This is a genomic window from Dactylosporangium sp. CA-139114, from assembly GCF_050955725.1.
Taxonomy (GTDB): Bacteria; Actinomycetota; Actinomycetes; order Mycobacteriales; family Micromonosporaceae; genus Dactylosporangium.
In genome coordinates this window covers 2,765,866-2,791,582 of record NZ_CP192080.1, presented here as the reverse complement: position 1 = coordinate 2,791,582, position 25,717 = coordinate 2,765,866, and the positions used below count along the sequence as shown (strand labels likewise).

Annotated in this window: 25 protein-coding genes and 2 pseudogenes; 16 read left to right on the top strand and 11 right to left on the bottom strand. The window is 73.4% G+C overall.

The window, feature by feature from the left end; translation table 11 throughout:
* The first annotated feature begins 42 nt into the window (after window positions 1–42).
* The 6 genes from ACQP2P_RS12625 to ACQP2P_RS12600 are packed head-to-tail and all read left to right on the top strand — an operon-like array spanning window position 43 to window position 3,885.
* Complete coding sequence (locus tag ACQP2P_RS12625) at window positions 43–186, top strand: hypothetical protein (RefSeq protein WP_433615758.1); 144 nt, start codon at window positions 43–45, stop codon at window positions 184–186.
* Window positions 165–863, top strand: a complete 699-nt coding sequence (pqqC, locus tag ACQP2P_RS12620; protein ID WP_433615756.1) for a pyrroloquinoline-quinone synthase PqqC — start codon at window positions 165–167, stop codon at window positions 861–863. Before ACQP2P_RS12625 ends, pqqC begins: the two co-directional genes overlap by 22 nt.
* Complete coding sequence (gene pqqE, locus ACQP2P_RS12615; protein ID WP_433615755.1) at window positions 860–2,251, top strand: pyrroloquinoline quinone biosynthesis protein PqqE; 1,392 nt, start codon at window positions 860–862, stop codon at window positions 2,249–2,251. Before pqqC ends, pqqE begins: the two co-directional genes overlap by 4 nt.
* 4 nt (window positions 2,252–2,255) lie before the next feature.
* Window positions 2,256–2,780, top strand: a complete 525-nt coding sequence (locus tag ACQP2P_RS12610; RefSeq protein ID WP_433615753.1) for an MBL fold metallo-hydrolase — start codon at window positions 2,256–2,258, stop codon at window positions 2,778–2,780.
* Window positions 2,777–3,016 (top strand): hypothetical protein, encoded by a 240-nt coding sequence (locus ACQP2P_RS12605; protein ID WP_433615751.1) that lies wholly within the window; start codon window positions 2,777–2,779, stop codon window positions 3,014–3,016. The genes ACQP2P_RS12610 and ACQP2P_RS12605 overlap by 4 nt, the downstream gene beginning before the upstream one ends.
* A gap of 50 nt (window positions 3,017–3,066) precedes the next feature.
* The gene (locus ACQP2P_RS12600) at window positions 3,067–3,885 is read left to right on the top strand and encodes a hypothetical protein (protein WP_433615750.1); all 819 of its coding nucleotides are present in this window, start codon (window positions 3,067–3,069) and stop codon (window positions 3,883–3,885) included.
* Between the two features lie 76 nt (window positions 3,886–3,961).
* Here the strand turns inward: ACQP2P_RS12600 and ACQP2P_RS12595 are convergent, their stop codons facing one another.
* Window positions 3,962–4,672, bottom strand: a complete 711-nt coding sequence (locus ACQP2P_RS12595; RefSeq protein ID WP_433615749.1) for an SDR family NAD(P)-dependent oxidoreductase — start codon at window positions 4,670–4,672, stop codon at window positions 3,962–3,964.
* A gap of 6 nt (window positions 4,673–4,678) precedes the next feature.
* Between ACQP2P_RS12595 and ACQP2P_RS12590 the strand changes: the two genes are divergently transcribed.
* Window positions 4,679–4,990 (top strand): hypothetical protein, encoded by a 312-nt coding sequence (locus ACQP2P_RS12590; protein ID WP_433615747.1) that lies wholly within the window; start codon window positions 4,679–4,681, stop codon window positions 4,988–4,990.
* Here the strand turns inward: ACQP2P_RS12590 and ACQP2P_RS12585 are convergent.
* Window positions 4,969–5,490: a DUF6221 family protein gene (locus ACQP2P_RS12585; RefSeq protein ID WP_433615746.1), complete on the bottom strand. Its 522-nt coding sequence runs from the start codon at window positions 5,488–5,490 to the stop codon at window positions 4,969–4,971. The two genes, ACQP2P_RS12590 and ACQP2P_RS12585, sit on opposite strands and share 22 nt — an antisense overlap.
* 315 nt (window positions 5,491–5,805) lie before the next feature.
* Between ACQP2P_RS12585 and ACQP2P_RS12580 the strand changes: the two genes are divergently transcribed.
* Window positions 5,806–5,973: a hypothetical protein gene (locus ACQP2P_RS12580; protein ID WP_433615745.1), complete on the top strand. Its 168-nt coding sequence runs from the start codon at window positions 5,806–5,808 to the stop codon at window positions 5,971–5,973.
* 263 nt (window positions 5,974–6,236) lie between these two features.
* Here the strand turns inward: ACQP2P_RS12580 and ACQP2P_RS12575 are convergent, their stop codons facing one another.
* Entirely contained in the window at window positions 6,237–6,848 is a 612-nt protein-coding gene (locus tag ACQP2P_RS12575) for a hypothetical protein (RefSeq protein WP_433615743.1), read from the bottom strand.
* 385 nt (window positions 6,849–7,233) lie between these two features.
* Between ACQP2P_RS12575 and ACQP2P_RS12570 the strand changes: the two genes are divergently transcribed.
* From ACQP2P_RS12570 to ACQP2P_RS12550, 5 genes and pseudogenes are all read left to right on the top strand, one after another.
* On the top strand, window positions 7,234–8,181 hold the full coding sequence (locus ACQP2P_RS12570; RefSeq protein ID WP_433615741.1) for a phosphodiester glycosidase family protein: 948 nt from the start codon (window positions 7,234–7,236) through the stop codon (window positions 8,179–8,181).
* 3 nt (window positions 8,182–8,184) lie between these two features.
* A complete protein-coding gene (locus ACQP2P_RS12565; protein ID WP_433615740.1) occupies window positions 8,185–9,255 on the top strand; it encodes a glycosyltransferase in 1,071 nt (356 codons plus the stop codon).
* A 56-nt stretch (window positions 9,256–9,311) separates the two neighbouring features.
* On the top strand, window positions 9,312–9,932 hold the full coding sequence (locus tag ACQP2P_RS12560; protein ID WP_433615739.1) for a DUF4956 domain-containing protein: 621 nt from the start codon (window positions 9,312–9,314) through the stop codon (window positions 9,930–9,932).
* Entirely contained in the window at window positions 9,929–10,699 is a 771-nt protein-coding gene (locus ACQP2P_RS12555; protein WP_433615738.1) for a polyphosphate polymerase domain-containing protein, read from the top strand. Before ACQP2P_RS12560 ends, ACQP2P_RS12555 begins: the two co-directional genes overlap by 4 nt.
* Window positions 10,696–11,634: pseudogene (locus ACQP2P_RS12550) on the top strand (carbohydrate-binding domain-containing protein); the annotation flags it as partial. The gene ACQP2P_RS12555 and the pseudogene ACQP2P_RS12550, both read left to right, overlap by 4 nt.
* 324 nt (window positions 11,635–11,958) lie before the next feature.
* On the opposite strand, the pseudogene ACQP2P_RS12545 reads toward ACQP2P_RS12550, so the two are convergent.
* Window positions 11,959–12,963 (bottom strand): annotated as a pseudogene (locus ACQP2P_RS12545) (Hsp70 family protein); the annotation flags it as partial.
* Window positions 12,964–13,086: 123 nt separating this feature from the next.
* Here ACQP2P_RS12545 and ACQP2P_RS12540 point away from each other — a divergent pair.
* Window positions 13,087–14,493: a hypothetical protein gene (locus tag ACQP2P_RS12540; RefSeq protein WP_433615736.1), complete on the top strand. Its 1,407-nt coding sequence runs from the start codon at window positions 13,087–13,089 to the stop codon at window positions 14,491–14,493.
* Window positions 14,494–14,506: 13 nt separating this feature from the next.
* Here the strand turns inward: ACQP2P_RS12540 and tsaA are convergent, their stop codons facing one another.
* The 4 genes from tsaA to ACQP2P_RS12520 form a co-directional block, all read right to left on the bottom strand.
* The gene (gene tsaA, locus ACQP2P_RS12535; RefSeq protein WP_433615735.1) at window positions 14,507–14,923 is read right to left on the bottom strand and encodes a tRNA (N6-threonylcarbamoyladenosine(37)-N6)-methyltransferase TrmO; all 417 of its coding nucleotides are present in this window, start codon (window positions 14,921–14,923) and stop codon (window positions 14,507–14,509) included.
* A 30-nt stretch (window positions 14,924–14,953) separates the two neighbouring features.
* Window positions 14,954–15,565, bottom strand: a complete 612-nt coding sequence (locus ACQP2P_RS12530) for a mycothiol-dependent nitroreductase Rv2466c family protein (protein ID WP_433619114.1) — start codon at window positions 15,563–15,565, stop codon at window positions 14,954–14,956.
* A 531-nt stretch (window positions 15,566–16,096) separates the two neighbouring features.
* Window positions 16,097–16,264, bottom strand: a complete 168-nt coding sequence (locus ACQP2P_RS12525; RefSeq protein WP_433615734.1) for a hypothetical protein — start codon at window positions 16,262–16,264, stop codon at window positions 16,097–16,099.
* A gap of 169 nt (window positions 16,265–16,433) precedes the next feature.
* Window positions 16,434–17,660 (bottom strand): MFS transporter, encoded by a 1,227-nt coding sequence (locus ACQP2P_RS12520; RefSeq protein WP_433615732.1) that lies wholly within the window; start codon window positions 17,658–17,660, stop codon window positions 16,434–16,436.
* A 61-nt stretch (window positions 17,661–17,721) separates the two neighbouring features.
* On the opposite strand from ACQP2P_RS12520, the gene ACQP2P_RS12515 reads away from it, so the two are divergent.
* Window positions 17,722–18,366 (top strand): CGNR zinc finger domain-containing protein, encoded by a 645-nt coding sequence (locus tag ACQP2P_RS12515; protein WP_433615730.1) that lies wholly within the window; start codon window positions 17,722–17,724, stop codon window positions 18,364–18,366.
* 20 nt (window positions 18,367–18,386) lie between these two features.
* Window positions 18,387–19,139: an alpha/beta hydrolase gene (locus ACQP2P_RS12510; protein ID WP_433619113.1), complete on the top strand. Its 753-nt coding sequence runs from the start codon at window positions 18,387–18,389 to the stop codon at window positions 19,137–19,139.
* Between the two features lie 1,148 nt (window positions 19,140–20,287).
* On the opposite strand, the gene ACQP2P_RS12505 is transcribed toward ACQP2P_RS12510, so the two are convergent.
* From ACQP2P_RS12505 to ACQP2P_RS12495, 3 genes are all read right to left on the bottom strand, one after another.
* Window positions 20,288–21,694: a hypothetical protein gene (locus ACQP2P_RS12505; protein ID WP_433615729.1), complete on the bottom strand. Its 1,407-nt coding sequence runs from the start codon at window positions 21,692–21,694 to the stop codon at window positions 20,288–20,290.
* 90 nt (window positions 21,695–21,784) lie between these two features.
* On the bottom strand, window positions 21,785–24,118 hold the full coding sequence (locus ACQP2P_RS12500; protein WP_433615727.1) for a putative bifunctional diguanylate cyclase/phosphodiesterase: 2,334 nt from the start codon (window positions 24,116–24,118) through the stop codon (window positions 21,785–21,787).
* Window positions 24,119–24,711: 593 nt separating this feature from the next.
* Window positions 24,712–25,665, bottom strand: coding sequence for an Lrp/AsnC family transcriptional regulator (locus tag ACQP2P_RS12495; protein WP_433615725.1), 954 nt, complete (start codon window positions 25,663–25,665; stop codon window positions 24,712–24,714).
* Window positions 25,666–25,717: the final 52 nt, after the last annotated feature.

The window sequence follows — 25,717 nt, the reverse complement described above, 5'->3', positions numbered from 1 at the left end:
GCACACGCTCCCGAGCCGATACCGAGACATGGAGGTGAGGCCATGCCGGCCGAACAGCATCAGACCCCGCCTGCGGCGCCGGCCCGGCGGAGCTGGACCCCGCCGCGCGTCGAGTGCCTGGAGACCCGGCCCGAGATCACCGCGTACTCCGGAGCCGGCGATCCGTGGCCGACGAGCAACCGCTGAGTCGCGAGGATCTCGCCGCAGCGCTGCGGGGGCTCTCGGCGCGCTACTGGGACAAGCATCCGTTCCACGTCCGCCTGCACGCCGGGGGCTGCTCGCCGGACGAGGTCCAGGCCTGGGTGGCCAACCGCTGGTACTACCAGCGCTGGCTGTCCCAGAAGAACGCCGCCATCACCGCCGGTTGCCCGCTTCCGGAGGTGCGCCGGCGCTGGGTGGAGCGCATCGCCTTCCAGGACGGCAGCGGCGACGGCGAGGGCGGCCTGGAGGACTGGCTCGTCCTCGCCGAGGCGGTGGGGCTCGACCGCGCCGAGGTTCTCGACGAGCGCCGCGTGCTGCCCGGGGTCCGCTTCGCCGTCGACGGCTACGTGAACTTCTGCCGCACGAGGCCGTGGACCGAGGGCACCGCGGCGGCGCTGACCGAGCTCTTCTCGCCGGGTCTGATGGCGGACCGGATTCGCGCCTGGCAGCGACACTACGACTGGATCAAGCCCTTTGGTTTCGCGTACTTCGAGAACCGCATCCCGGTCGTGCGGCGCGACAGCGAGTACACCCTCTCGCTCGTGCTCGACCACTGCCGCACCCGCGATCAGCAGGACGCGGCCGTCGCGGCGCTGTCGTTCAAGTGCGACGTGCTGCGGGCGATCCTCGACGCCGTCGACTACGCGGGGATGCGCCGGTGAGCGGGGCCGGCCTGCGGGTCGGGGTACGGCTCGCATACGACCGGGTCCGCGCCCGGCCGGCCTTGCTGTATCCCGAGGGCGTCCTGCTGCTCAACGAGACGGCCGGGCAGATCGTGGCCCGGTGCGACGGCGAGCGCACGGCCGATGACATCGCCGGCGACCTCGCGCGCGACTACGACGGCGTATCCGGCGAATCGGTCGGCGCGCTCCTCGGCGACCTGGCGCAGCGGCGGCTGGTCGCCCTCGACGGCACCGGCCGCCCGGCCGTGGCCGTCGGCCTCGACGCCGCGGGTGAGGACCCCGGCCCGCCGCCCCGCGAACCGGCGCCGCTCGGGCTGCTCGCCGAGCTGACCTACCGGTGCCCGCTGCACTGCACGTACTGCTCCAACCCGGTCGAGCTGTCGGCGTACCGCGAAGAGCTGACGACCGCCGATTGGCGCCGGGTGCTCGACGAGGCCCGCGACCTCGGCGTGCTGCAGGTGCACCTCTCCGGCGGCGAGCCGATGCTGCGTCCCGATCTGGTGGACCTCGTCGCCCACGCCCGCGCGCTCGGCCTGTACAGCAACCTCGTCACGAGCGGCATCCCGCTCTCCGAGGCCAAGCTGGCGGCGCTGGCCGGCGCGGGGCTGGACCACCTGCAGCTGTCGATCCAGGACGCCGAACCGGCGGCGGCGGACGAGGTCGCCGGGATGCCGGCACACGACCGCAAGCTGGCCGTGGCCCGCCGGGTGCGAGCACACGGGCTGCCGCTCACCGTCAACGTGGTCCTGCACCGCGGCAACGTCGGCCGGCTGCTCGCGATCGCCGAGCTGGCCGTCGCCCTCGGCGCCGACCGGCTGGAACTCGCGCACACCCAGTTCTACGGCTGGGGGCTGCGCAACCGGGCCGCGTTGATGCCGACCCCGGAGCAGGTCGCGACCGCACAGCGGGACGCGGAGACGGCGCGCGCGTGGTACGGCGACGCGCTGGAGCTCGTGTACGTGGCGGCCGGTTACCACGCCGAGCGCCCGAAGCCGTGCATGTCCGGCTGGGGCGCCCGCCAGTTCGTCGTGGCGCCCAACGGCGACGCGCTGCCCTGCCTCGCCGCCGCACAGCTACCGGGCCTCGGCATCGAGAACGTCCGCTCACGCCCGCTCGGCGACATCTGGTACTCCTCGGCGTCCTTCAACCGGTTCCGCGGTACCGGTTGGATGCCCGACCCGTGCCGCTCCTGCGCGCTGCGCGAGGTCGACTTCGGCGGCTGCCGCTGCCAGGCGTACCAGGTGACCGGCGACCCGGCGGCGACCGACCCGGCCTGCGGCCTGTCGCCGCACCACGAGCGGCTGACGCGCCTCGCGGCGGCGGCCGGCACCGCGGCGGCGGCCCCGGTGCCCCGGCGGATGGCGTGAGCTCGTGCGGGTCCGGCTGCTCGGCACCGCCGCGGGCGGCGGCCTGCCGCAGTGGAACTGCGCCTGCGACGGCTGCGCCCGCGCCGCCGGCGTGAACCGCACCCAGGACTGCGTGGCGGTCAGCGGCGACGGCCGCGCGTGGTTCCTGCTCAACGCGTCGCCCGACCTGCGCCCGCAGCTCACCGCCGCGCCCGAGCTGGCCCCGGGCCCGGGCCGACGGGACACGCCGCCGCGGGGTGTGTTGCTGTCGACGGCCGAGCTCGACCACGCCCTGAGGCTGCTGACGCTGCGCGAGGCGAGCACGCTGACGCAGTACGGCAGCGGCTGCATGCTCGACGCGCTCGCCGGCCCCTTCCCGGTGCGGACGATCCTGGCGCAGTACACCACCCTGCACTGCACGACAGTAGAGCCGGGCGCCGCCATCGAGCTGGACGGCGCCTGCGGGCACACGCGCTGGCCGTCGGTTCCAAGCGGCCACGGTACGCCCAGGGCCTACCCGGCGACGACTGGGTGCTGGCGTACCGCGTGAGCGACCCGCGCACCGGCGGCGTCCTCGTCTACGCGCCCTGCCTGCCGGCATGGTCCCTCGCGTTCGCGGCGCTGATCGCGCTCTGCGAGCCGCTCCTGCCACGCCGGCCCGCAACGCGGTACATGTACACCCATCTCAACAACACCAACCCGGTCGCGGTGCCCGGGACCGCTCTGCGGTCGACCGCCGAGGTGCCCGCGGACGGTGCGGCCTTCGAGCTTCAAGGCCCGTCGTAACAACGACAGTCACGGGCATGCAACCCCGGCGATGCGCAGACTCGCCGGCTATGAGATTGATCCGAATCCTCGTCGTGGCGGTCACCGTTGCGGCGACAGTGGCGATCGCTCCTCAGGCGGCGTTCGCCATTCCCCCGGGCACCGGTTGGTCCGGCTCCTGGAAGTACACCGGCGGCACCAGCGTCCAGGTCACGCTCGACGTCCCGGGGGCGAAGCTGGTGGCCAACGGCTGGGACGCGCTCGGGACGCGCGCCTTCGTCCTGAACATCACCGACACCGTGGCCGACGGCAAATGCGCCTACGTGAAATGGACCGCGGCCGCCACCACCGAGCACTGGGCCTGCGGCAACGGCACCACCACACAGGTCACCGGCCTGCCGACCTCGACCAACGCCGTCACCGCCGTCCTGTGCCGCGACTCCACCGCCCACAACAACAAGACCAACTGCAACGTCATCGACGTTCCCTCGTCATACACCGACGAGTTCATCCGCACTGAGGGCAACGGTGCGCGCTGGAAGTACTACGACGCCAGCGAACACTACGACGGCGGCGAGGACTGGGGCGCCTGGATCACCATCGGAGACGCCGACTTCGACTACTTCGGCTGGGACGACTCGCCGGCCGGGCAGCGCTGGATCAAGTCCTGGCTGACGGTCTTCGACCCCGCCTGCGCCTCGGGCACCCTGCTCAACGCCACCCCGGCGTCGTCGCTGTCCTTCTGCTCCCAGTACGACTTCATCGACGCCCTGCCGGTCACGAACATCACCGGGACGGCGTGGGGCCGGGGCTGCACCTGGGCCATCAACAGCCGGGTCCCGAATCCGCCCAAGCACTGCATCACGGTCCGCGTCCCTGAACCGAGCTGACCCTGTTTGCCTGAGAAGGTTCTCCTGCCGGGGCGGAACCACGAGATCCGCCCCGCTTGCCGTTGCTGTTCACGGCTCAGGCGGAGAGCAGGCCGCCGTCGATGACCACGGACTGTCCCGTGATGGAGGCCGCGCCGGGACTGAGCAGGTACGTGATGAGGGCGGCCACCTCCTCCGCATCGCCCTGCCGGCCCAGCGGCACCCGCGCGACAACGCCGTCCACGGCTGCCTCCCCGTCGGCCTGGGCCCCCCGGTACGGATCGTTGAACGGGGTGTCGATCCACCCCGGACACACGCTGTTGACGCGGACTCCGCTGGCCGCGAGCTCGACCGCCAACGATCGGGTCAGGCTGATGAGTGCACCCTTGGACGCGGCATAGGCAAACGTGCCGGGGCTGCCGCGGTGAGCCGCGGTCGAGCCCGTGAACACGCTGGCCAGAATCGCGGCGAAATTCCTCGTCACGACCGCGTGGAAGCGACCGCCGGCACGAACCCGGTTGTAGAGGCCGGTCACGATCGCCTCCTGGTCGGCACCGGGTCGCATCTGCACGTCGATGTCGAACTGGTAGGACTCGTACCGGCCGAACTCGCCGGGCTTGCCCAGCATGCCGCTGGGCCAGTAGGGGTCGCCGCGCTCGTCCCGGCCGGTGCCGGCGAAGAGGTCATCGCCGGCGAAGCCGAGATCGATGCCGAGCGTCTCGCCGAGCGCCGGCGGCAGCGCGACGAGTTCCTCGGTGGTGCGGGTCCGGCCGTCGGCCGGCGAGACGATCAGCGACCAGTCGGTCATCCAGTCATGAACGACGCCGAGCTGGAGGCCGCCATCGACGACCACTACGCCGGCGAGGCCCAGACGCTCACGGCGGGCGCCGAGGCGAACCTGCTCAAGCTCGCCGAGCTGCGCGGCCGGCTGACACCCGCACAGGCCGAGCGGTGGGCCGAGGTCAAGGCCGCGTCCCTGCGGGCGCGCGCACTCGGCGGCGCCGAGGACGATCCGATGAGCCGCGCGGTCGGCGCGGTCGGGCTGCTCGCGGACCGGGTGGGCGCGGTGGAAGCGGCGATCGACCGGGCAGCGGCACCGCGGGCTCAGACGGCCCACTCGGGGTAGTCGGGATGGTCGGACCAGACCGACGCGTCGTTGCGCAGCTCCCGGCACGGCGACGGCTCGGCGCAGGTCCGGCACCAGTTCGGCGCGCGCGGCTCGTCGTCCTGGACGAGGACCTCGATCGTCTTGCCGTCCTCGCGCCGGTACGTCTCACGGTGCTGGCCGAACTCCACCTGTCCGCTGGGGTAGACCGGCTTGTGCCGCTCGAGCCGCCGCCGCTTCGCCGCCACCTCGCGAACCACCCGCGCGGGGTCGTGCCGGGTGATGTGGATGTGCTGGTCGCGTTCGCCCGGAACGACCGCGACCAGCTCGCCGCCCGCGTCCGGCGCCAGAAACGGGCCGACACCGGCGCCGTCGAACGCCTGGATCTCGCGCCAGCCGCCGGGCTGGTCCGGCTTGACCCGCCACACCTGCGCGGCGTACGCGCCCGCCGAGACGATGCTGGCGAGCGACTCGTCCTCAGCGAGCCGCGCCTCGATGAATCGCACCAGGTCATTGGTCATGCTCCGATTCTGCGCAGCCGCCGCCGTCCGCGACCCCCGACCGAAATCGGTCTCACCCGCTCCCCTCACCCGCAGGGTTGAGCGCCGCCGCTGTTGAGGACGGACTTGAGCTTGCTGAGGTCGACGCCGTGGCTCTGCAGCATCTGCACCAGCTGCGAGGCGCTCGACGCCTCGGAAAGGCTGCCGGAGCTGTCGCCACCCCGATCGGTCCGGCCGACTCGGCCGAGGAGCAGGTGGCCGCCGCGGCCGCCCACGCCGATGCGATGCAGCTGGCGGTCGTGCTCGACCTGCCGATCCTGCTGGTCCTGCCGGCCGATGCTCTACGCGGGCCTGGTGGCCGGCCGCTCGAAGCTCGCCACCGCCGGGACCGCGGTGACGCTCGGGGCCGGGTACCTTCTCGCCCAGGACGTCGTCGTACAGCTGGTGGCGCAGCAGTCCGACTGGGCGGCCGCGGTCGCGATGGTCTCCGATTACCAGAGCTGAACGCGGCCGAGCTGGCCGGGCTGCTCGTGCTGGCGCGCTCCCGGGCGTCGAGGAGACGCACGAGCCCGGTGGTGACGAGCGCGTGCCCGGCCCGCCCGCGGTGCCGCGGCACCGCGGGCGCCCGCACCGCCGCCCGGTCGGCCACCAGCACCCGGCCTCGAACAGCCCCGGCGCCGTGGAGCAAGGCGACGACGGGCGGCCCCGCGGCGGTACTCGCGGGGCGGTCGTGACGGCTGGGGCCGGCAGCCGTCACGACCCCGGGCCTACCGGCCGCCGGCGTTGAGGGTGAAGGTCTTCAGGTCGGCGCTGACGTCGTAGAACACCTCCGCGCCGTCCTTCGTACCCAGCACGTCATAGGAGCCGTCCGGGTCCTTACGCACACTCGTCACGCTCACGCTGGAGTCCTTGGCCTTCATGGCCGCCGTCACCTTCGCCAGCTCGTCGCCGGTCACCGCGGTGTCGTTCGAGCCACCGCCGCCGCCGTGGCCGCCCTTGCCGCCGCCGTGGCCGCCGGAGTTGAGCGTGAACGTCTTCAGGTCGGCGCTGACGTCGTAGAACACCTTCGCGCCGTCCTTCGTACCCAGCACGTCATAGGAGCCGTCCGGGTCCTTACGCACACTCGTCACGCTCACGCTGGAGTCCTTGGCCTTCATGGCCGCCGTCACCTTCGCCAGCTCGTCGCCGGTCACCGCGGTGTCGTTCGAACCGCCGCCCTTGCCGCCGCCGGTCGGGGCGCCGGTGGAGGCGCTCGGCGACGGGGCGGCCGTCTCCGCGCTGGCCAGCGTGGCCGCGCCGAAAACCATGAACCCGGCCGCGGTCAGGCCCGCCGCCGCCAGGCCGATCCGCCGGATCTGCTTCATCGACTTCATCGACACGTCTGGTACTCCTGTCACCCCGGCACAGGCCCGCTGCCCGCGCGTTCGTGATCCCCAAGGTCGACCGCCAACCTGGGGAAACGCTGGCAACGAGCTGCCGTGGGCCTGGCATCGCGGGTTCTTAGCCGTACTGCGGCGAAGCTCTTAGCGTGTTCTTAGGCGCCCGGGGCCGCCAGGGCTTGCGATGCAGGTCGACATCTGCGCCGCACCGCCGAGGACGGCTGCAGCAACAACAGGTCGGAGGCGAGCAGCCCGGTGAGGCGGCCCGGCGTGTGACCCGCGAACCGCCGCCCGAACGAGGCGGTGCCGCGACACCGGGGTGGCTTGCGGCCGGCTCACAGGCTGGGCACACCGGACTGCCACGGTCGGCCCGTATCCACGAAGCATGCAACGTCTGAGACTGCCGAAGGGCCGGATCGCCCGCATCGTCGTCGGCGCCGTCACCGCGCTCGTGCTCACCGCCGGGGGCGGGACGGCGTGGGCGCTGGACCGCTACGTCGTCGACCACGTCCAGATCGCCGACGCCGCCGCCTACGAGGCCGCCCAGTCCTCCGGCGGCGCCGACAGCCCCGGCGACGGTACCGTCAACAACAGCTCCTACACCTCCGCCGACGCCACCGTGACGGTGTCGGAACACACGACCGGCAGCGGCACGGCCACGGTCACCTACTACGTCGCCGACGTCCAGCTCGGCGACGCCACCCGGCTCCGCTCGGCGTTCGCGAACAACGAGTTCGGGACCAACATCGTCGAGAACACCTCGGCGATCGCCGCCGACAACAACGCCGTGTTCGCGATCAACGGGGACTACTACGGCTTCCGCGACACCGGCATCGTCATCCGCAACGGTGTCGTCTACCGCGACACCGGCGCCCGCCAGGGCCTGGCCTTCTACCGCGACGGCACGGTCAAGGTGTACGACGAGACGGCCACCACCGCTAAGCAGCTGCTCGCCGGCGGCGTGTGGAACACCCTCTCCTTCGGGCCCGCGCTGCTGCAGGACGGCCAGCTCGTCGCCGGCATCGACAGCGTCGAGGTCGACACCAACGTCGGCAACCACTCCATTCAGGGCGCCCAGCCCCGCACCGCGGTCGGCGTGGTCGACACCAACCACCTCGTCTTCGTCGTGGTCGACGGGCGCAGCCCCGGCTACAGCGCCGGGCTGACCATGACCGGCCTCGCCCAGCTGATGCAGCAGCTGGGCGCGAAGACCGCGTACAACCTCGACGGCGGCGGATCGTCCACCATGGTCTTCAACGGCCGCCTGGTGAACAACCCGCTGGGCAAGGGCAACGAGCGCGGCACCTCCGACATCCTCTACGTCGAGCGCTGAGCCGTGCTGATCCTCATCCCCGCCTACGAGCCCGACGACCGCCTCACCCGCCTGCTGGAGGATCTGCGCCGCGACGCCGTTGATGCCGACGTCGTCGTGGTCGACGACGGCAGCGGTCCGGCCTACCGGGCCGTCTTCGCCGCCGCCCGGCAACTGGGCGCCACGGTGCTCACCCACCCGGCCAACCGGGGCAAGGGGGCGGCGCTGAAGACCGGTTTCCGCCATGCCGCCGCCCGCGCCGCGCCGGTGGTGGTCTGCGCGGACGCCGACGGGCAGCACCGCCCGCGCGACATCCTCGCCGTCGCCGACGCGGTCCGGCGCACCGGGCGCACCGTCCTCGGCGTGCGCCGGTTCACCGGGCCCGTCCCGGCCCGCAGCCGTATCGGCAACGCCGTCACCCGGACCGTGTACACCGCCCTGACCGGCCGGCGGGTCGCGGACACCCAGACCGGGCTGCGCGGCTACCCGCCCGGGCTGCTGGGCTGGCTGCAGACGGTGCCGGGCGAACGGTTCGAATACGAGATGCGGGCCCTGCTCCTGGCGGCACGCGCCGGCCACCCGATCGAGCAGGTCCCGATCGCCACCGTGTACCTCGAGGGCAACGCGTCGTCGCACTTCCGGCCCGTGGCCGACTCCCTAAGGGTGTACGCCCCGCTGCTGCGCTTCGCCGTCTCCTCGCTGCTCGCCGCCGCGCTCGATACGGCGCTGCTGCTGGGCCTGCACGCGGCGACCGGTGCGCTGCTGCCCTCGGTGCTGGCCGCCCGGGCGGTGAGCGCCACCGTCAACTTCGCGGTGAACCGCCGTGCGGTGTACCCCGCCTCCCGCGGCGGCGGGCGCCCGGACGTGGCCGGTGCGGCGGTGCGGTACTGGCTGCTCGTCGTCGCCCTCGCGCTGGCCAACTACGCGACGCTGGCCGGGCTGACCGCCGTCGGGCTGCCGCTGCCGGCGGCCAAGCTGACGACCGACGTGGCGCTGTTCGTTGCGAGCTACCGCATCCAGCGGCGCTTCGTCTTCGCCGCTCCCGCGCCGCGACCGCGCCGCCCGGCCGTCCTGGCCGAGCCGGGCGTCCGCTGACATTCACCAGCGCAGTGCAGCCCGCGCACAGGTGGCACACAGCCGGGACCGGCTAGATGGACGGACTTGAACGCAACATGAAGGGCGAAGCCGTGGACAAGCTGCTGATCATCGGGGTCGACGTGGTCGCGATCGCCGTGCTGACGTTCGGGGTCTACTTCCCCCGCCATCACCGCCGCGACCTGGTGGCCGCGTTCCTCGGCATCAACGTCGGCGTCCTGGCCACCACGATGGTCCTGGCCTCGGCCCCGGTCGGCGCCGGGCTCGGCCTCGGCCTGTTCGGGGTGCTGTCCATCATCCGGTTGCGCTCCAGCGAGATCGCCCAGCACGAGATCGCGTACTACTTCGCCGCCCTCGCCCTCGGCCTGCTCGCCGGCCTCAGCGACACGCTCGGCCCGTTGAGCGGCGGGCTGATGGCCCTCATCGTCGCCGCGCTCTTCGGCGGGGACCATCCGGCGCTGTTCGGCCGGCACCGCCAGCAGACCATGCTGCTGGACCGGGCGTTCACCGACGAGACGGCGCTGCGCGCACACCTTGAGGGCCGCCTCGGCGCCCGCGTGCTCAACCTGACCGTCCGCCACGTCGACACCGTCAACGACACCACCCTGGTGGAACTGCGCTACGTCCTGCCGGCCACGGTGGGAGCCGCGCGGGCCGACCGCGTCGGTGCGGCATGACGGCGGCCCTCATGCGGCTGGACGACCTGCCACCGATCTCGCTGGACGAACTGCAGGCCGGCGCCGCGCTGCTGACGCGGGTGGACCGCAAGTACCTGCTGCCCACCGAGCTCGTGCCGCTCCTGTTGGGCGAGCTGCCGACCGGCGTCCGGGCCCTGCAGATCGGCGACCGGCGGCAGTTCACCTACCGCTCCGACTACTTCGACACGCCCGGCCTGGACGCGTACCTGGCCGCCGCCCACCGGCGGCGACGCCGCGGGAAGGTCCGCGTGCGCACCTACCTCGACAGCGGCGACCGGTTCGTCGAGATCAAGACCCGCGGCCCGCGCGGCGCCACCGTCAAGCACCGCATGCCCTACACCGGCGACCCGGCCGAGCTCGATCCGACGGCACGCCTGTACATCGACGTCACGCTGCTCGGCGCCGCCCTGGCCCCGTGTGCCCCGGACCTCCGACCGGCCCTGACCACCTGGTACCAGCGCACCACCCTCTACCTGCCCCGATCCGGCAGCCGGGTCACCGTCGACACCGGTCTGCGCTGGGCCCTGCCGGACGGCTCGGCGCTCTCGCTGCCCGGCTCGGCCGTCGTCGAGACCAAGACCGCATCCGCCGCCAGTGATGCCGACCGGCTGCTGTGGCGGCTGGGCCACCGGCCCTGCGCGATGTCCAAGTACGCCACCGGGCTCGCGGCCCTGCGCCCCGACCTGCCCACGAACCGCTGGTGCCGCGTGCTGCGCCGCCACTTCCCGACCCAGGAGTCCCGATGAAGACCTTCCGCGCCCGCGTCCTCGCCGCCGTCACCTCCGCCGTCCTCGCCGGTGCCGTCCTCACCGGCTGCAGCAGCGGCAGCAGCCCCACGAGCACCGTCCAGTCCGGCAGCACCGCCGCCGCGGCCGCCACCGCCGACGCCGGCCAGAAGGCCACCGACGTCCTCGCCGCAAACTCGACCGCGGACGCCGCTGACACCAGCTGGAGCGCCGCCGACGCCACCACCATCGACCTGTCCACCGTCGCGGACAAGACGGTCAATATCACCAAGGCCGGCACCTACCGGCTCACCGGCACCCTGACCGACGGGCAGGTCGTGGTCGCCGCCGGCGACGCCGACGTCAAGATCGTCCTCGACAACGCCACCATCACCAGCTCCACCGGCGCGGCGATCGCCGTCACCGCCGCCGGGAACGTCGCCGTCATCCTCGCCGACGGCAGCACCAACACCCTGTCCGACGCCAAGACCTACGCGCAGAACGCCGACGTCAACGCCGCCCTGTACAGCGCGGCCGACCTCACCATCGGCGGCACCGGCGCGCTCGTCGTGCACGGCAACGGCAACGACGGCATCACCGGCAAGGACGACCTCACGATCGCCGGCGGCACGATCACCGTCACCGCCGCCGACGACGGCATCCGCGGCAAGGACGCCCTCGTCGTCACCGGCGGCGCGATCACCGTCACGGCCGGCGGCGACGGACTCAAAGCCGACAACACCGAGAAGGGCGACGCCGGCTACATCGCCCTGCGCGGCGGCACCGTCGCGCTCACCACCGGCGGCGACGGCGCCTCCGCCGCCACCGACCTCGTCATGACCGGCGGCACGCTGCACGTCAACGCCGGCAGCGGTACCGCATCCGGCTCCGACACCTCCACCAAGGGCCTCAAGTCCGGCGTCATCACCGTCCTGGAGGGCGGCACCGCCACCATCGCCTCGACCGACGACACCGTCCACAGCGACGGCGCCGTCCACCTCGACGGCGCCACGCTCGGCCGGCGGGAGCGGGTAGGCCGCGGACGTCGCCAGGCCGGCGCCGTGGACGGTACCGGTCGACGTGCGATCCGGCGACACCGGCTGCGGCGGCACCGGCTGCGGCGGCACCGGCTGCGGCGGGGCCGGCTGCGGCGGCACCGGCTGCGGCGGGGCCGGATCCGCCGCAGCCGGTGCCGGGAAAGGCTGCCGGTCGGTGCCGTTGGCCAGCAGCAGCGCGCCGAACGCCACGGGCAGCTCGGGCTGCTCGGGTACGACCGGAGCCAGCCCGAACCGCGCGTGCAGCCGGCTCGCCACCAGCGGCAGCCGGCTCGAGCCGCCCACCAGCACGATCGCGTCCAGCAGGGCGGGCGTGACGCCGGAGCGCTCCAGGACCCGGCGGGTCTCGTCGACGGCGCGGTCGACCAGCGGGCCCGCGACGCGATCGAGCTCCTCGCGCGTGAGGTGGGTCGCGCGGTCGCTGCCGGGCACGTGGATCGGGGCCGACGCGGCGCGTGACAGCATCTCCTTGGCCTGGCGGACCTCGGACCAGAACGTGCGGCGGTCGCGCAGCTCGGCCGGTGTGCGCGGCGCGGCCAGGCGGTGCCACAGCTGCGGGTCGGCCGCGGCGACGAGGTGCCCGACGTGTCCGACCAGGGCGTCATCGATGTCGGTACCGCCCAGGTCGGCCAGCCCGCCCGTCGCCAGCACCCGCAGCGCCGGCGTCGCGCCCGTGGCCTGGATGACGGTCACGTCGAGCGTGCCGCCGCCGAAGTCGAACACCACCGCGCAGCGCCCGGGCGCGAGGCGGCCGCCGAGGGCGCGTACGCAGTACGTCGCCGCCGACACCGGCTCGTCCAGCAGCGTGACGCGCCCGAGGCCGGCGCGGGCGGCCGCGTCGAGCAGCACCGACCGGCGCGTGTTGCCCCAGTCGACGGGGCAGGTCAGCGCCGTGGAGCCGGTCACCGGCACCCCCGTCTGCGCGGCCTCGGTCGCGGCCCGGCGCAGCACCGCGGCGAGCAGTTCGGCGACGGGCAGCTCGCGGTCGCCGAGCAGGATCACGCCCTCGTCGACGCGGCCCTTCGGGTTCGGCTCGAAGCGCGCGGCGTCGGTCATGAGGTGCCGTTCGGCGTCGCGGCCGACCAGCAGCGCCCCCGAGGAGTCGGCGAAGACGGCCGAGGGCAGCAGCGGGCTGCCGTCGAACAGCAGCGGCCGGGGCGTGCCGTCACCGCGGTCGACCACCGCGACGGTGTTGGACGTGCCGAGGTCCACCGCGAACCGCAAAGGCATCGCGGCATCCTATTGCAGCCGCTCAGCGAAGCGGCGACCCAGGCCGTCGCCGTCCGGTAGCCGACTTCGAGCGTGACCGCTTCGCGGATTCCCGAGGAAGCGCGCATCCAGTACGGTGCCTGGGTGCACGACGGGGAGAACACGGAGCCGGCCGCCGTCACCGAACCGGTGACCATGGTCCCGCAGCAACGAGGCCCGGAGATGTACCTCCCGCCCGTGTCGGCCCCGCCCGTGTCGGCCCCGCCGCCGATGCACTGGCAGCCGCCCGCCTACCCCGCGGCTCCCCCGCCGCCGCGCCGCCGGCGCTGGCCGCTGATCTCGGGCCTGGTCGTGGTGTCCGTGCTGGTGCTGGCGCTCATCGTGTGGGTCGCCGCGCAGGGCCCGAGCGGCCAGGCCGCCGCCGCCCGGTCGGCGGCTCCGGCGAGCGCGTCGGCCTCGGCGGGGCCGGTCGCGGCGACCACCGGTACCGGCGAACCAACCGTGGCCGACAAGATCCGCACCGCGCTCGACAAGCAGGCGAAGGCGCTGCTCGCCGGGGACCAGGACGGCTACCTGGAGGGCGTGGCGGCCGGGCTCAAGGACGGCTACCGGCGCCGGTTCGGGTCGCTGCGGTCGCTGGGGGTGCGGGCCTGGACGCCGAACCTGATCGACAAGCCGAGCCAGAGCGCCGACGGCAGCGGCAGCTGGGACGTCATCGTCCAGTACGACTACTGCCTCGGCGAGGGCTGCAAGCCCGAGTCCCGCCAGTTCGTGCAGACCTCGTGGACGATCTCGGGCAGCGAGGCCACGGTCACCAGGTACGCCCAGGCGACCGACCCCTGGGACGCCTCCGACCTGAAGGCGGTCACCGGGCACCGGGTGATCGTGGCCGGCTCGGGCGGCACCGCGAACAAGCTCCAGCAGGTGCTCAGCGCCGCCGACGCCGCGGCCGAGGTCGCGGACCGCTACGCGCACTGGGGCCCGGCGCCGAAGTGGTACATCGTCTACGTCGCCTCGCCGAGCGAGTGGAAGACCTGGTTCGACAACACCGACCTCGGCCCCTACTACGACGGCTACTCGATGGGCGCCCAGGGTGTCGTGATCCCGGTCGACGACCTGGGCCGGCCCTACCTGCAGATCGTGCTGACCCACGAGTTCGGGCACGTGGTGACCATCGGCGACAACTACCCCACGGCCGAGCAGTGGTGGCTGCAGGAGGGCATCGCCGAGTACATCGCGGACCGCGACGGCGAGGCGACGCGCAGCCGGCTGCCGTCCATCCACAAGTTCGTGAAGCAGGGCTGGGACGGCCAGATCGCGATGGGCCCGCCGCCGGACAAGGCCGGTGGGGTGGAGATCGACGCGCGGTACGGCATCGCCCTGCTCGGCATCGCCTGCCTCGCGAAGCGGTTCGGCGAGGCGAAGATGCTCGACTTCTGGGGCGACGTCGTGCGCGAGAAGCAGTCCCTGGAGTCGGCGTCGTCCGGCCGGTTCGGCACCGCGTGGGCCGGCGTGGCCTCGGCCTGCGCCGGCGAGGTGCGCAAGGCCTGAGGCGCGGCGGTCCTCAGCGGGCGTCGGCCTCGCCGAGGACCGGCTTCAGGTCCAGGATCGGGGTACCGTGGATCGCCTCCAGGCCCGAGACCCGCACGCGCAGGCCCTCGACCGCGAGGATCTCGGCGCCGTGCAGCCCGATCGGGTTGGGCCGGTCCGGGGCGCGGGTGCTGAACACGCCGGTGCGCGGGCGGGCGCGGTCGCCGCGCGGGTGCACCGCCAGCACGTCCCGGTCGGCGCGGTGCAGCCAGGTCAGCAGCAGCACCCGGTCGCCGGGGCGCAGGTCGGCCAGGGCCGGGGCGACCCGCTCGTCGAACACGAGCCACGCCTGCGGGGCGCCCTCGTCGCCCTGCCGCGGCGCGTCCGCGCGGTCGGTGAGGGACGACTCGACGCGGCCGACCGGCCGGACCACGAACCCGTCATGCTCCACGGTTGCGACCCTACACGCGGCCCGCCCGGGTCAGTCGACCGTGGGCGACACGCGGTTGCCGCGCTTGAGCTCGTAGAAGCCCGGCGTCTCGACCATCAGCAGCAGGCCGTCGAAGAGCCGGCCCGCCGCCTCGCCGCGCGGGACCGGCGTCACCACCGGGCCGAAGAACGCCGACGACCCGATGTGCAGCGCCGGGGTGCCGAGGTCCTCACCGACCGGGTCGAGCCCCGCCCGGTGGCTGGCCAGCAGGGCCTCGTCGTGCGCGTCCGAGTCCGCGGCGGCGGCCAGGTCCGGGTCGAGGTCCAGGGCGGACAGGGCGCCGCGGTACAGCCCCGCGCCGATCGGCTCCTTGCCGTGGTGGATGCGGGTGCCGAGCTCGGTGTACAGGTCCCGCAAGACCGGGGTGCCGTGGCGCTGCTGCGCGGCCACCAGCACGCGGACCGGCCCGAGGGTGTCGCTCAGCCAGGTGCGGTACCAGTCCTCGAGGTTCTCGCGGTGCTCGTTGAGCAGCCAGAGGCTCATCACGTGGAAGCGGGCCTCGACGGGCCGGACCCGCTCCACCTCCAGCAGCCAGCGCGAGGTGTTCCACGCCCAGGGGCACTTCGGGTCGAACCACATGTCCACGACAGTCACACCGGCGATTCAACCAGGGCACCTTGGACCGAAGAAGCGCCAATTCGCGCCCGTTCCCACTGGGCCAAGTTCGGACGCTTCGCAGGTGGGCGACTGGACGGGGACACCGCCGCCAAGGAGGGCGTCGGCTCGGCCGCCGCGTCACCTGGCGGGCAGCGCGGCGCCGAGCAGACCGACTGTGTGCTGGGCTGGTGTAGCGGAACGCCTGCACGTCGAAGGTCCCGTTGCGGTTCTTCGAGCCGTTGTAGCCGCCGGCGGTGCAGATGACGCCGCCGGAGACCGCGACCGCCTGGCCGGCCCGCGGCAGCTCCGGCTTCGGCAGCTTCGCCGTCTGCGTGCCGTCCTGGCACCACCAGTCGCAGGCGTTCGCGCCCTTGTTCCCGCCGAGCACGCACAGGCCGATCCCCGTGAGGTTCATGGCCGCGGCCCCCGCGCGCGGCCCGTCCACCTTCAGGTGCTCGCCGGTCATCTTCCGCTTGAGCATGATGTCGACGGAGTCGAGCGTGCGTTGTCCGGCTTCTGCCGCCGCCCGCCGATGAATCAGACCCGCCCGGCCCGGTCGGTGGTCGCGGTGAGCTTCTCGCGCTGCCCGGAGAGCTGCCCGATCGTCGTCCAGCCGCCGGCGCCCAGGGCCCAGCCGGTGCCGGTGGGGAAGCCGTCGGAGCTGAGGTTGGCGGCGCGGATGACGAGGTGGACCGGTGCGACCACGCGTGACCCTGGCACGGCCGCGGCCCCGAGGCGCGCCCCTGGCCGGCATGGTCCTGGCCCAAGGCTCGGTCGCGCCGCGATGGCCGCTCCGGCCGAGACGCCGACCTCTCACGCTCGTGGGCGCGGCAGGGCTTCACGCCGACCGAGGCCCGCCGCGACCGGCCGGCTCTCAGGCCGCCGCCCGTTGCCAGTCCAGCATCACCCCCTCGGCCGGTGGTTCAGCCGGCGTTTCGAGCGAGTCGCGGCTGGTGCGAGTGAGGTGGGGTTCGGCGAGGAGGAGTGCGACGGCGACGACGGCGATGAGCGCGCCGGCCAGGGCGACGGAGCGGACGCCGGCGTGGTCGATGATCACGCCGCCGACGAAGGAGCCGGTGGCGATGCCGACGTTGAACGCCGAGCTGCCGCCGGCCGAGGCGAGGTCGGTGCTGCCGGGGGCGACCAGGAGGATGCGGTTCTGCACGGCCGCGGCCATCGCACTGTACGCGAAGCCGTTGAGCGCCAGCGCCACGATCGCGGCCGCCTTCATCGTGCCGAGCGCGTAGAGCACGACCAGTGCCAGGCAGATGAGGGCCATCGGGACGACGAGCGCGAGCCACGGGTACCGATCAAGGAATCGCCCCACCACCAAGGTGCCCAGGAATCCGGCGGAGCCCGTCACCAGCAGCAGGGGGCCGAGGGTCGCGGCGGCGAATCCGGTGACGTCGAGCAGGAACGGCGTCACGTACGTCTGTGCGGTCAGCGCGCCGGTCACCACGATGGCGGTGCACAGCACCAGCAGCACATAGCGCCGGCGCGAGGGATGCGCGCCCCGCGAGGCCGAATCGGCCTCGGGCGCGGCGGACGGTACGAGTGCCACCACCACGGCACAGGTCGCGACTCCGACGACCGCCATGACGAGGAACGCGACGCGCCACCCCGCCTGTTGCCCGAGCCAGGTGCCGAGCGGCACGCCGAGCACCGGGGCCAGGGCGGCGCCGATGGACATGCGGGCCACGGTGCGGCCGCGTTGCGACGGCGGGAAGAGACTCGTGGCGGTCGAGGCGACGATGGACCAGAACAGGGCCTGGCTGAGCCCGACGACGAGCCGCGCGGCGAGCAGCACCTCGTAGCCGGGCGCGATCGCCGTGACCAGGGTCGCGGCGGAGAACACGCCGAGCGTGGTGCCGAGCAGGAGCCGTTTCGGGACGCGTTGCGTGAGTCGCGCGAGCGGGAACGACATGAGCACGACCACGGCCGCGTAGCCCGTCATCAGCAGCCCGACCTCTGACCTCGAACGGTGCAGATCGTCGGCCATGAGGGTCAGCAGCCCGACGGGCAGGATCTCCGTGGTGACGAAGGTGAAGGTCGAGACGGCCAGTGCGGCCAGTGCGAGGTTCGCGCGCCGGTGTTCGAGCATCAGCGCTCTCCCGTTCCGAGGTGATTCCAGTTAACGCCGGTACGGTGGTAGCATCGCACACATGGAGACGACGGACAAGCCCGGCGTCCGCCTCGTCGGCGGGCACACCGCACTCGACCTGGTGAACACGGTCGAGCCGCGGGTGCCGGGCGCCGAGCCGGAGAAGGAGCACCTCGGTACGCCCGAGGAGCTGCTGCGATGGGCCCTGCGCGCCGGCGTCGTGGAGCCGGAGGAGGCGCCCGAGATCCGGCTCGCGTGGCAGGGCGAGCAGGCCCTGGCGGCGGCTCTGGCGATCCGGGAGGCCCTTTATACGGTACTGCTGGTGCGGCGGGACGAGCTCCTGAAGGCACGACTGCCGTACCAGTCGGCGCTCGAACAGCTCGGCACGCGCTACTCGGCCGCGGTGGCCCGGGCAGGCGTCACGCTGTCGTTCGACGCCCCGACGGCCGCGCGCCTGCGGATCGGCGACGTGGTCGCGTTCGCCGTGCAGGACCGTCTCGCCGCGATCGCCATGGACGTGCTGACCACGGAAAACGTCGAGGACCTGCGCATCTGCCCGCTGGACGAGGGCGGCTGCGGCTGGCTGTTCCTCGACCGCAGCCGCAACCATACGCGGCGATGGTGCTCGATGACCGACTGCGGCTCACGGGTGAAGGCGCGCCGCCTCACCGACCGCCGCCGGGGCAGACAGCTACCACCAAAATAAGCTACGATGGGAGCATGACGATGGCCCGCATCCGATGCGACTTCTCCTCCGACGCGCTCGGGGTCGGCACCTCCATGACCGTCCTCCTGCCCGAACAGGCGACCAGCCACGCCGAGTTCCCGACGCTCTATCTCCTGCACGGCCTCAGCGACGACGACACCGCCTGGACGCGGTTCACCTCCCTCGAGCGCTACGCCGCCGAGCGGCAGATCGCCATCGTCATGCCGCAGGTCGAACGCAGCTTCTACACCGACGAGGTCTGGGGCCGTCCATATTGGACGTTCATCTCCGAGGAGCTGCCGCGCACCGCCCGCCGCCTGTTCCGCCTCACCGACGATCCCGCGAGGACGTTCGTGGCGGGGCTTTCCATGGGCGGGTACGGCGCGTTCAAGCTCGCACTGCGCCACCCCGACCGATTCGGCGCCGCGGCCAGCCTCTCCGGCGCCCTCGACCTCGCCACCCGGGCGCGCGAACCGGACGGGCTGGACCGGCCCGAAGACCCGCGGATGTGGGAACGCATCTACGGCACTCCGCCCGACATCGAGGGCACCGACAACGACCTGCTGCACCTGCTCGGCACCGTCGAGAACCCGCCGCCCTTGTTCGTCGCGTGCGGCACGGAGGACGCGCTGTACTCCTCGAACCTACGGTTCCGCGACGCCTGCGCCGAGCACGGCATCCCGCTGAAGACCGAGTTCTCCCCCGGCGCTCACGACTGGGCCTTCTGGGACGACAAGATCCGGGAGGTGCTCGCATGGCTGCCATTGACATGATCCCGCACGCCGACGTCGGCGCCTGGCTCGGCAGTGACGTCACCGGGACGCTACGCACGACCGGAAACGACGCTACGCACGATCGGGAACCCGGCCGTGGTGCACGTCCTGCGCCCGGCCGACGGGCGCGCGGTGGTAGTGAAGGGGCGGCCGGCGCAGGACCGGTCGGTGGAGTGCGCCCACCGACGGGCGGCTCTTCGTCGACCTGCGCGCGCACGGCAACCGGCACCTCCGGCGGGCCGGTTTCCCTGTCCTGAACCGATCGCGGGGCCGACCCGGTTCGGCGAGCTGGCGGTGAGCGCCGAGATGGCCGTGGAGGCGAGTGCCGATCCCCGCGCGGACCCGGCTGTGTCGACGACACGACGAGAGGCGGACGGGCCGGCTTCGGCGTCCGGACCGCTCGCGCCGACCGGCAACGATCACGAGATGCCGGTCAGAGAGGCCTGCGGAGACCTGCGGGCCGGCGAGCCGTAACGCGCGGCGTCACCGGCCGGGACCCCGACGGACCCGACGGACCCGACGGACCCGACGGACCAAACGCGCCAGCGCCGCGAATCAGGAGCCCGCGGTCCGGTGGTTCGTGAAGCGACGCGGCAGCCGACGGACCGGCGAACGATCGGACCGGCGGATGGACGGGGGACCGGCGGACGGACGGGCGGACCAGCGGACCGGCGGACGGGCGGCGGGCGGACGAACGATCGGACCGGCGGACGGGCGGACCGGCGGACGGGCGGCGGGCGGACGAACGATCGGACGGGCGGACCGGCGCACGGGCGGACGAACGATCGGACCGGCGGACCGGCGGACCGGCGGACGAACGATCGGACCGGCGAACGATCGGACCGGCGGACGGGCGGGCGGATGGGCGGGTTTCGCCATTGGATCGGGCCCGCACAGCGGCGGGCCACGACGGAGCGCGCGAACGAACCAGGACCGATCGTCAACCCGGCGACGGCCGAAGAGACGCTGCGGAGTGCCATTTCACCAGGAGACCGGCACGGCCAAGCGGCGAACCACGACAGGACTCGCGAACGAGCCGGGACGGGCCGTCAACCGGGCGGCGGCCTGCAGGACGGTGCCGGGTGCGCGAAGTCGCGGGCCCGGGCCGGCTGCGCTGCGGTGGGGCGTCTGCCGGGATGCCGGAAGGGCTACAGGATGGCCGGGGCTTGCGGGTTCAGGGCGGCTTCCACGGCGAAGCTTTCCATCTCCGCCAGCAGGCGGTGCAGCCGCGGGACGGTCAGGTAGGCCGTGTCCACCTCCGTGGTGATCTGGATCGTGTCGGGGACGTCGTCGATGTTCACCATCAGCTTCTCGTTGAAGTACGGCAGCTCGGTCTCGCGGATCAGCGACGTCTCGCGCCGCAGCGCCCGGATGGTCTCGTCGTCCGCGCTCGTCGTCGGCGGGCGCAGCGCCAGGCGGCGCTCGTTGTAGAAGACCTGCAGGTCGATCGGTTCGCCGCGGTCCTTGGCCACCCGCTCCAGCAGGGCCTGGCGGGCCTGCGGGTCGTAGTAGGCGTACTTCGACGCGCTCATCGACGCCTGGCGGGCCCGCAGGACCGCCTCGGCGGCCGTGATCGCCCGCGGGTCCAGCACCACCAGGCCGTTCTGCGACAGCGGGGAGACCACCTCGGCCAGGCCGGGGCGGAAGCGGTTGCCGACGATGACCTGGGTCGCGAACGGGGCGCCGCCGACGACGCGGGTGAAGGCCACCGCGTACGCGGCGAGCAGGACCGGGGCGGTGTCGATGGCCAGCCGGGCGGCCAGCCGCTCACTGGCCGCGTGCAGTGCCCGCGAGGCCCAGACCACCTGGCGGAAGCGGGGGGCGGCCGGGTCGCGGTAGCCGACCGGGAAGCGCTGGGGGTTGATCGTCCGCAGCTGCGCCTCCCAGTGGCGCATGGCGTTGTCGGTCTGGCGGGTCGCGCAGCGCTGCTGGGCGGCGATGTCCAGCGGTCCCGGCACCGGCCGCGGGCCGAGCGCGTCGCGCTGGGACAGCTCGCGGATCATCGTGGCCAGGCCCGTCACGTCCGTCGCGATGTGGGTGACCTCGACCAGGACGTGGGTGACCGGGCCGCCGGGGCCCGAGCGGACCACGGCCATGCGGATCGGCCACTCGGTGGCGTAGTCGAACGGGCGCGACTTCCACGCCGCGAACACCTCGGCGGCCAGGGACTCCGCGGCGGCCGGCAGCGCGACCGAGGCCACCGGGACCAGGGACGAGGACGACGAGGACACGGCCGGGGCCGTGACGGTGGACGCCGCGGAGTCCTCGGCGGTGTGCACCTCCAGGTACGCCTCGCCCGAGGCGAAGGTCTCCTGGGTGGTGCGGCCGTCCGGGGTGAAGCGCAGCAGGGTCCGCATCGACGGGTAGCGGGTCATGAAGAAGCGCAGCTCCTCCACGAAGTCCGCGACCGTGCGGCCGTCGTGGACGGGGACCACGCCGCCCATGCTCATGGAGCTGTTCATCTCCCGCATGGCCTGGAAGACCTGCTGCTGGCCCCATGTCAGTTCGCCGGTGGCGGCGCCCTCGCCCTCGAAGGTCACCGTGATGCGTTCCATGTATGGCGATCGTTCACTCGGACATTGACGTCGACAAGAATACGAATGGCCGGACGCGGCGGCCGAAGGACCGAGTCGGCGGCCGAGTACTCAGGTGGCGTGGTGCGCCGCGAGGCCCGCGAACGCGGGCGGGGCGAGCGCGGCCCGCTCGGCCAGGTCCTCGGGGGCCAGCGGGCGGGAGTACAGGTAGCCCTGGCCGAACGTGTAGCCGAGGCGGCGCAGCATCCGCGCCTGCGCCTCCGTCTCGATGCCCTCCGCCACGGTGTCCAGGTCGAGGGCCTGTGCCATGCGGATCACCGCCGTCGCCACGGCCTCCTGCCGGGCCACGGTCGTGATCTCGTCCACGAAGGAGCGGTCGAGCTTGAGCGCGGTCACCGGGCAGGTGAGCAGGAGGCCGAGCGAGGAGGCGGCGGTACCGAAGTCGTCCAGGGCGACGCGGATGCGGCGGTCGCGCAGTTGCTGCAGCGCGGCGATCGCGGCCTCGTCCACCACCGCGGTCTCGGTCACCTCGACGGTGAGGTGGCGCGGGTCGAGCCCGGCGTCGTCGAGGGCGCAGAGCACGTCGGTCACGAAGTCGGGGTCGGTGAGCTGGCGGCCGGCGACGTTCACGGAGACGTAGCCGGGGGCGGACGCGCCGAGCTCGCGCAGCCAGCGCGCCTGCTGGGCGCACGCCTCGCGCATGACGAAGCGGCCCAGGGGCACCACGAGCCCGGTCTGCTCGGCGGCGGGGATGAAGTCGCCGGGCGGGATGACGCCGAGCTCGGGGTGGCGCCAGCGCACCAGGGCCTCCGTGCCGGCCGTGCGGCCGTCGTCGAGGCGCACGATCGGCTGGTACTGCAGATGGAGCTGCCCGGCATCGATCGCGTCGCGCAGCCGCGCCCCGATCTCGGCGTGGGCGACGATGCGGGTCGTCATGCCCGGCACGTACACGAAGTGCCCGCCCTTGCCCCGCTCCTTCGCCGCGTACATGGCCAGGTCGGCGTTGCGCAGCAGCGCGTCGACATCCTCGGCGGGCGCCGGCTCCCCGCCGAGCGCCGGCTCCCCGCCGGGCGCGGCCGACGAGGCGGCGACGCCCACGCTGGCCCGCACCAGCAGCTCGTGCCCGGCCGCGCAGACCGAGGTGGTGAGCACGTCGCGAATGCGCTCGGCGACGCCGATGGCGTGCTCGCCGGGCACCTCGTAGAGCATCGCCGCGAACTCGTCGCCGCCGAGGCGCGCCACGACGTCCTCGGCGCGCACCGCCCCGCGCAGGCGCTCGGCCACGGTCACGAGCACCTCGTCGCCGACCGCGTGCCCGAGGGTGTCGTTGATGAGCTTGAAGTCGTCGAGGTCGATGAGCAGGACCGCGGTCGGGGCCGGGCGCCGCAGCGCGGCGCCGAGCAGCTCGGTGAAGTGGTTGCGGTTGACCAGGCCGGTGAGGGCGTCGTGGGTGGCCTGGTGGCGCAGCCGGCGCTCGTGCGCGCCGAGCTCGGCGAGCAGGCGCTGGTTGTCGCGCAGGGCCACGAGCTGGCGGGCGCCGACGACCGCGCTGACCGCGATGGCGCCGGTGGCCACGGCGGCGATGTCGCGGTGGTCGGTGTACGCCACGAACGCGAGCAGGATCAGCGTCGCGCCGACGGCGTAGTAGGGCAGCTTGCTGTACGTGCGCTCGCCGTACGCGGTGCGCTGGGCGGCCGCGGGGCGCCACTGGGCCCGGGCCGCGGCCGCGACGAGCAGGCACTCGAGGAGGGTGAGCATCGGCTGGAGCCCGGCCAGGCGCGGGTGGGTGGCGATGAGCGGCGACACCCCGGCGCTGAGGCCGCCGGCGACCAGCGTCGTGGCGAGCAGGGCCATGGAGCGGCGGCTGACGGTACCGCTGCCGAGCATGACGACCTTGAGCACCGCCACGAGCGTGACCAGACAGGTGGCGCCCACGAGGAAGAGACCGATCAGGACGCCGAGGTGGCCGTTGTGCTCCGCGATCGGGCGCAGCGCGAGGTGCCACAGGAACAGGGCCGTGGTGATGAGCACCGTGAGCCCGTCGAGGCCGAGGCGGGCCCACTCGGCCCGGGTGCGGGGGCGCACGGGGAGCCGCAGCAGCGCGTACAGCACGATGAGGATGCTCGCCACGAGCACCGGCGCGGCGATCTGGATGAGCCGCAGCGCATACGGCGACTCGGGGCTGAGGCGGCCCGGGGTCATGATGGCGGTACCGACGGTGACCAGCCCGGTCGCGAGCGCCAACCGGTGCCAGAACCGCCGCGCGCTCGCCGCGATCCCGGGCACCTCCCCGGCCAGCCAGACCATCCACGCGGACATCGCGAGGCCGAACGGGCCGGCGAACCACACGATCTGCTTGGGCAAGGGCAGGCCGGCGGCGTAGAGCGCGGCCCACGAGGCGGTGGCGAGCGTGCAGGCGACGATCGCGACCATCAGTCGCCGCACGAGTACCGCTGCCTCCCCCACGGTCTTCCATCGGCAGGCGGCACGAAAACGTGAGCAGGGTGCGGCGATGTGCCGATGAGCGAAGCGTGGATCGCACCGGCCGGCTCGTCACCCGGGTGTCGTTGCCGGCCGTCGGCGCGATCGACGCGGTGCTGCTCGCGGCCTGGGGCGACCGGCCCGGCCGGCACGGCTGGGCGGTCCCGGTCGCGGCGCTGGCGCTCAACGGCGCGGTGCTCGTGTGGCAGGCGTGGTCGCTGCGGGTCCACGCGCGGCTGCTGCGGCGGCTGGACCGCACCCTGGCGGCCCTGCGCAAGACGATGGTGCGCGAGCAGATCCTCGCCGACACCGGTACCGGCCTGCTGACCGCGGGCGACGCGCAGGCCGTGCACGACATGGCCGTGCACGGGGCCGCCGCGCTGCTGGCCGACACGCCGGACGCGCTGGCCGTGCTGCTGGTGCCGCAGGTCGACGAGCTGGTCGTGGTAGCGGCGGCCGGCACGGACCTCGACGGCGCGGGCACGGGCCTGGTCGGCCGCCGCCTGGCCCCGCCGCCGCGGCTGCGCGCGCTCATGCAGGCCGGCGAGGTGCTCGGCTCACACCACCGCGGCGACCTGCTTCACGTGGCGCAGGGCGGGCACCGACTCGAGCCGCTCCACCCCGCGCAACGGCCCGATCCGGCGGGTGACGTACGTGTACAGCTGCGCCATGTCCCGGCAGATCACGGTCGCCATGAGGTTCGTCTCCCCCGTCGTCGCCGCGACGAACACGACCTCCTCGTGCCGCGCCAGCTCCTGCCCCACCGCGGCCAGGTGCGCCGGCGCGACCGTCAGCCACAGCAGGAACCGCGCCGGGTACCCGAGCAGCGCCGGGTCCATCTCCACGTCGAAGAAGACCGCCCCGGTGGCGCGCAGGTGCTCCAGGCGCCGCCGGACCGTCGACTCCGACCAGCCCAGCGCCGCCGCCAGCGCCGGGTAGCCGAGGCGCCCGTCGCGGTTGAGCGCGGCCAGCAGCGGCCGGTCGGCGTCGGTGAGCACCGCGGCGGTGCCCGGCGGCGGCACCGGCGGGCGCAGCCGGGCGATCTGCTCGGCGGTCAGGTGCGTGTCGCGGGCCTCGCCGCCGACCGGGCCGCCGGCGAAGTGGTGCATGAGGCAGTGCGCGCGCACCGAGACGATCCGCGGGGTGCGCGGCAGCTTCTGCAGCAGCAGGGCCTCGCGGTCGGCGGTGCCCGGGTTCTGCACGACGCACGTGACCTCGGTGCCGCCCGAGCCCAGCGTCACCCAGGTGGTGTCGGGGCGGCGGGCCAGGGCCTCGGCGATCGTCCCCGCGCTGTCCGGCGTGGTCTGCAGGCGGATCATCCACATGTCGTAGCCGAGGCGCACCCCGTCGGGCAGGGCCGCGACCCGCAGGCCGCCGTCGCGCATCCGGCGGTACCGCCGCGCCACCGTCTGGTCGGCGACGCCCAGGACCTCGGCGAGGGCGCTGAAGGAGACGCGCCCGTCCAGCCGCAGCGCGTCGACGATCTGGCGGTCGAGGGTGTCGACTTCCACCAGACCACGATAAACGACGTCGGAATCCGCCACCTCGGGCCGGAAAACTCCC

Bases quoted from the DNA above. Each gene is read 5' to 3' on its own strand.
- ACQP2P_RS12520 (WP_433615732.1), bottom strand. From the start codon at position 17,660: ATGCTCGAACACCGGCGCGCGAACCTCGCACTGGCCGCACTGGCCGTC.
- ACQP2P_RS12600 (WP_433615750.1), top strand. From the start codon at position 3,067: ATGAGATTGATCCGAATCCTCGTCGTGGCGGTCACCGTTGCGGCGACA.
- ACQP2P_RS12570 (WP_433615741.1), top strand. From the start codon at position 7,234: ATGCAACGTCTGAGACTGCCGAAGGGCCGGATCGCCCGCATCGTCGTC.
- ACQP2P_RS12555 (WP_433615738.1), top strand. From the start codon at position 9,929: ATGACGGCGGCCCTCATGCGGCTGGACGACCTGCCACCGATCTCGCTG.
- ACQP2P_RS12560 (WP_433615739.1), top strand. From the start codon at position 9,312: ATGGACGGACTTGAACGCAACATGAAGGGCGAAGCCGTGGACAAGCTG.
- ACQP2P_RS12505 (WP_433615729.1), bottom strand. From the start codon at position 21,694: ATGGAACGCATCACGGTGACCTTCGAGGGCGAGGGCGCCGCCACCGGC.
- ACQP2P_RS12595 (WP_433615749.1), bottom strand. From the start codon at position 4,672: ATGACCGACTGGTCGCTGATCGTCTCGCCGGCCGACGGCCGGACCCGC.
- ACQP2P_RS12590 (WP_433615747.1), top strand. From the start codon at position 4,679: ATGAACGACGCCGAGCTGGAGGCCGCCATCGACGACCACTACGCCGGC.
- ACQP2P_RS12585 (WP_433615746.1), bottom strand. From the start codon at position 5,490: ATGACCAATGACCTGGTGCGATTCATCGAGGCGCGGCTCGCTGAGGAC.
- ACQP2P_RS12580 (WP_433615745.1), top strand. From the start codon at position 5,806: ATGCTCTACGCGGGCCTGGTGGCCGGCCGCTCGAAGCTCGCCACCGCC.
- ACQP2P_RS12510 (WP_433619113.1), top strand. From the start codon at position 18,387: ATGGCCCGCATCCGATGCGACTTCTCCTCCGACGCGCTCGGGGTCGGC.
- ACQP2P_RS12625 (WP_433615758.1), top strand. From the start codon at position 43: ATGCCGGCCGAACAGCATCAGACCCCGCCTGCGGCGCCGGCCCGGCGG.
- ACQP2P_RS12515 (WP_433615730.1), top strand. From the start codon at position 17,722: ATGGAGACGACGGACAAGCCCGGCGTCCGCCTCGTCGGCGGGCACACC.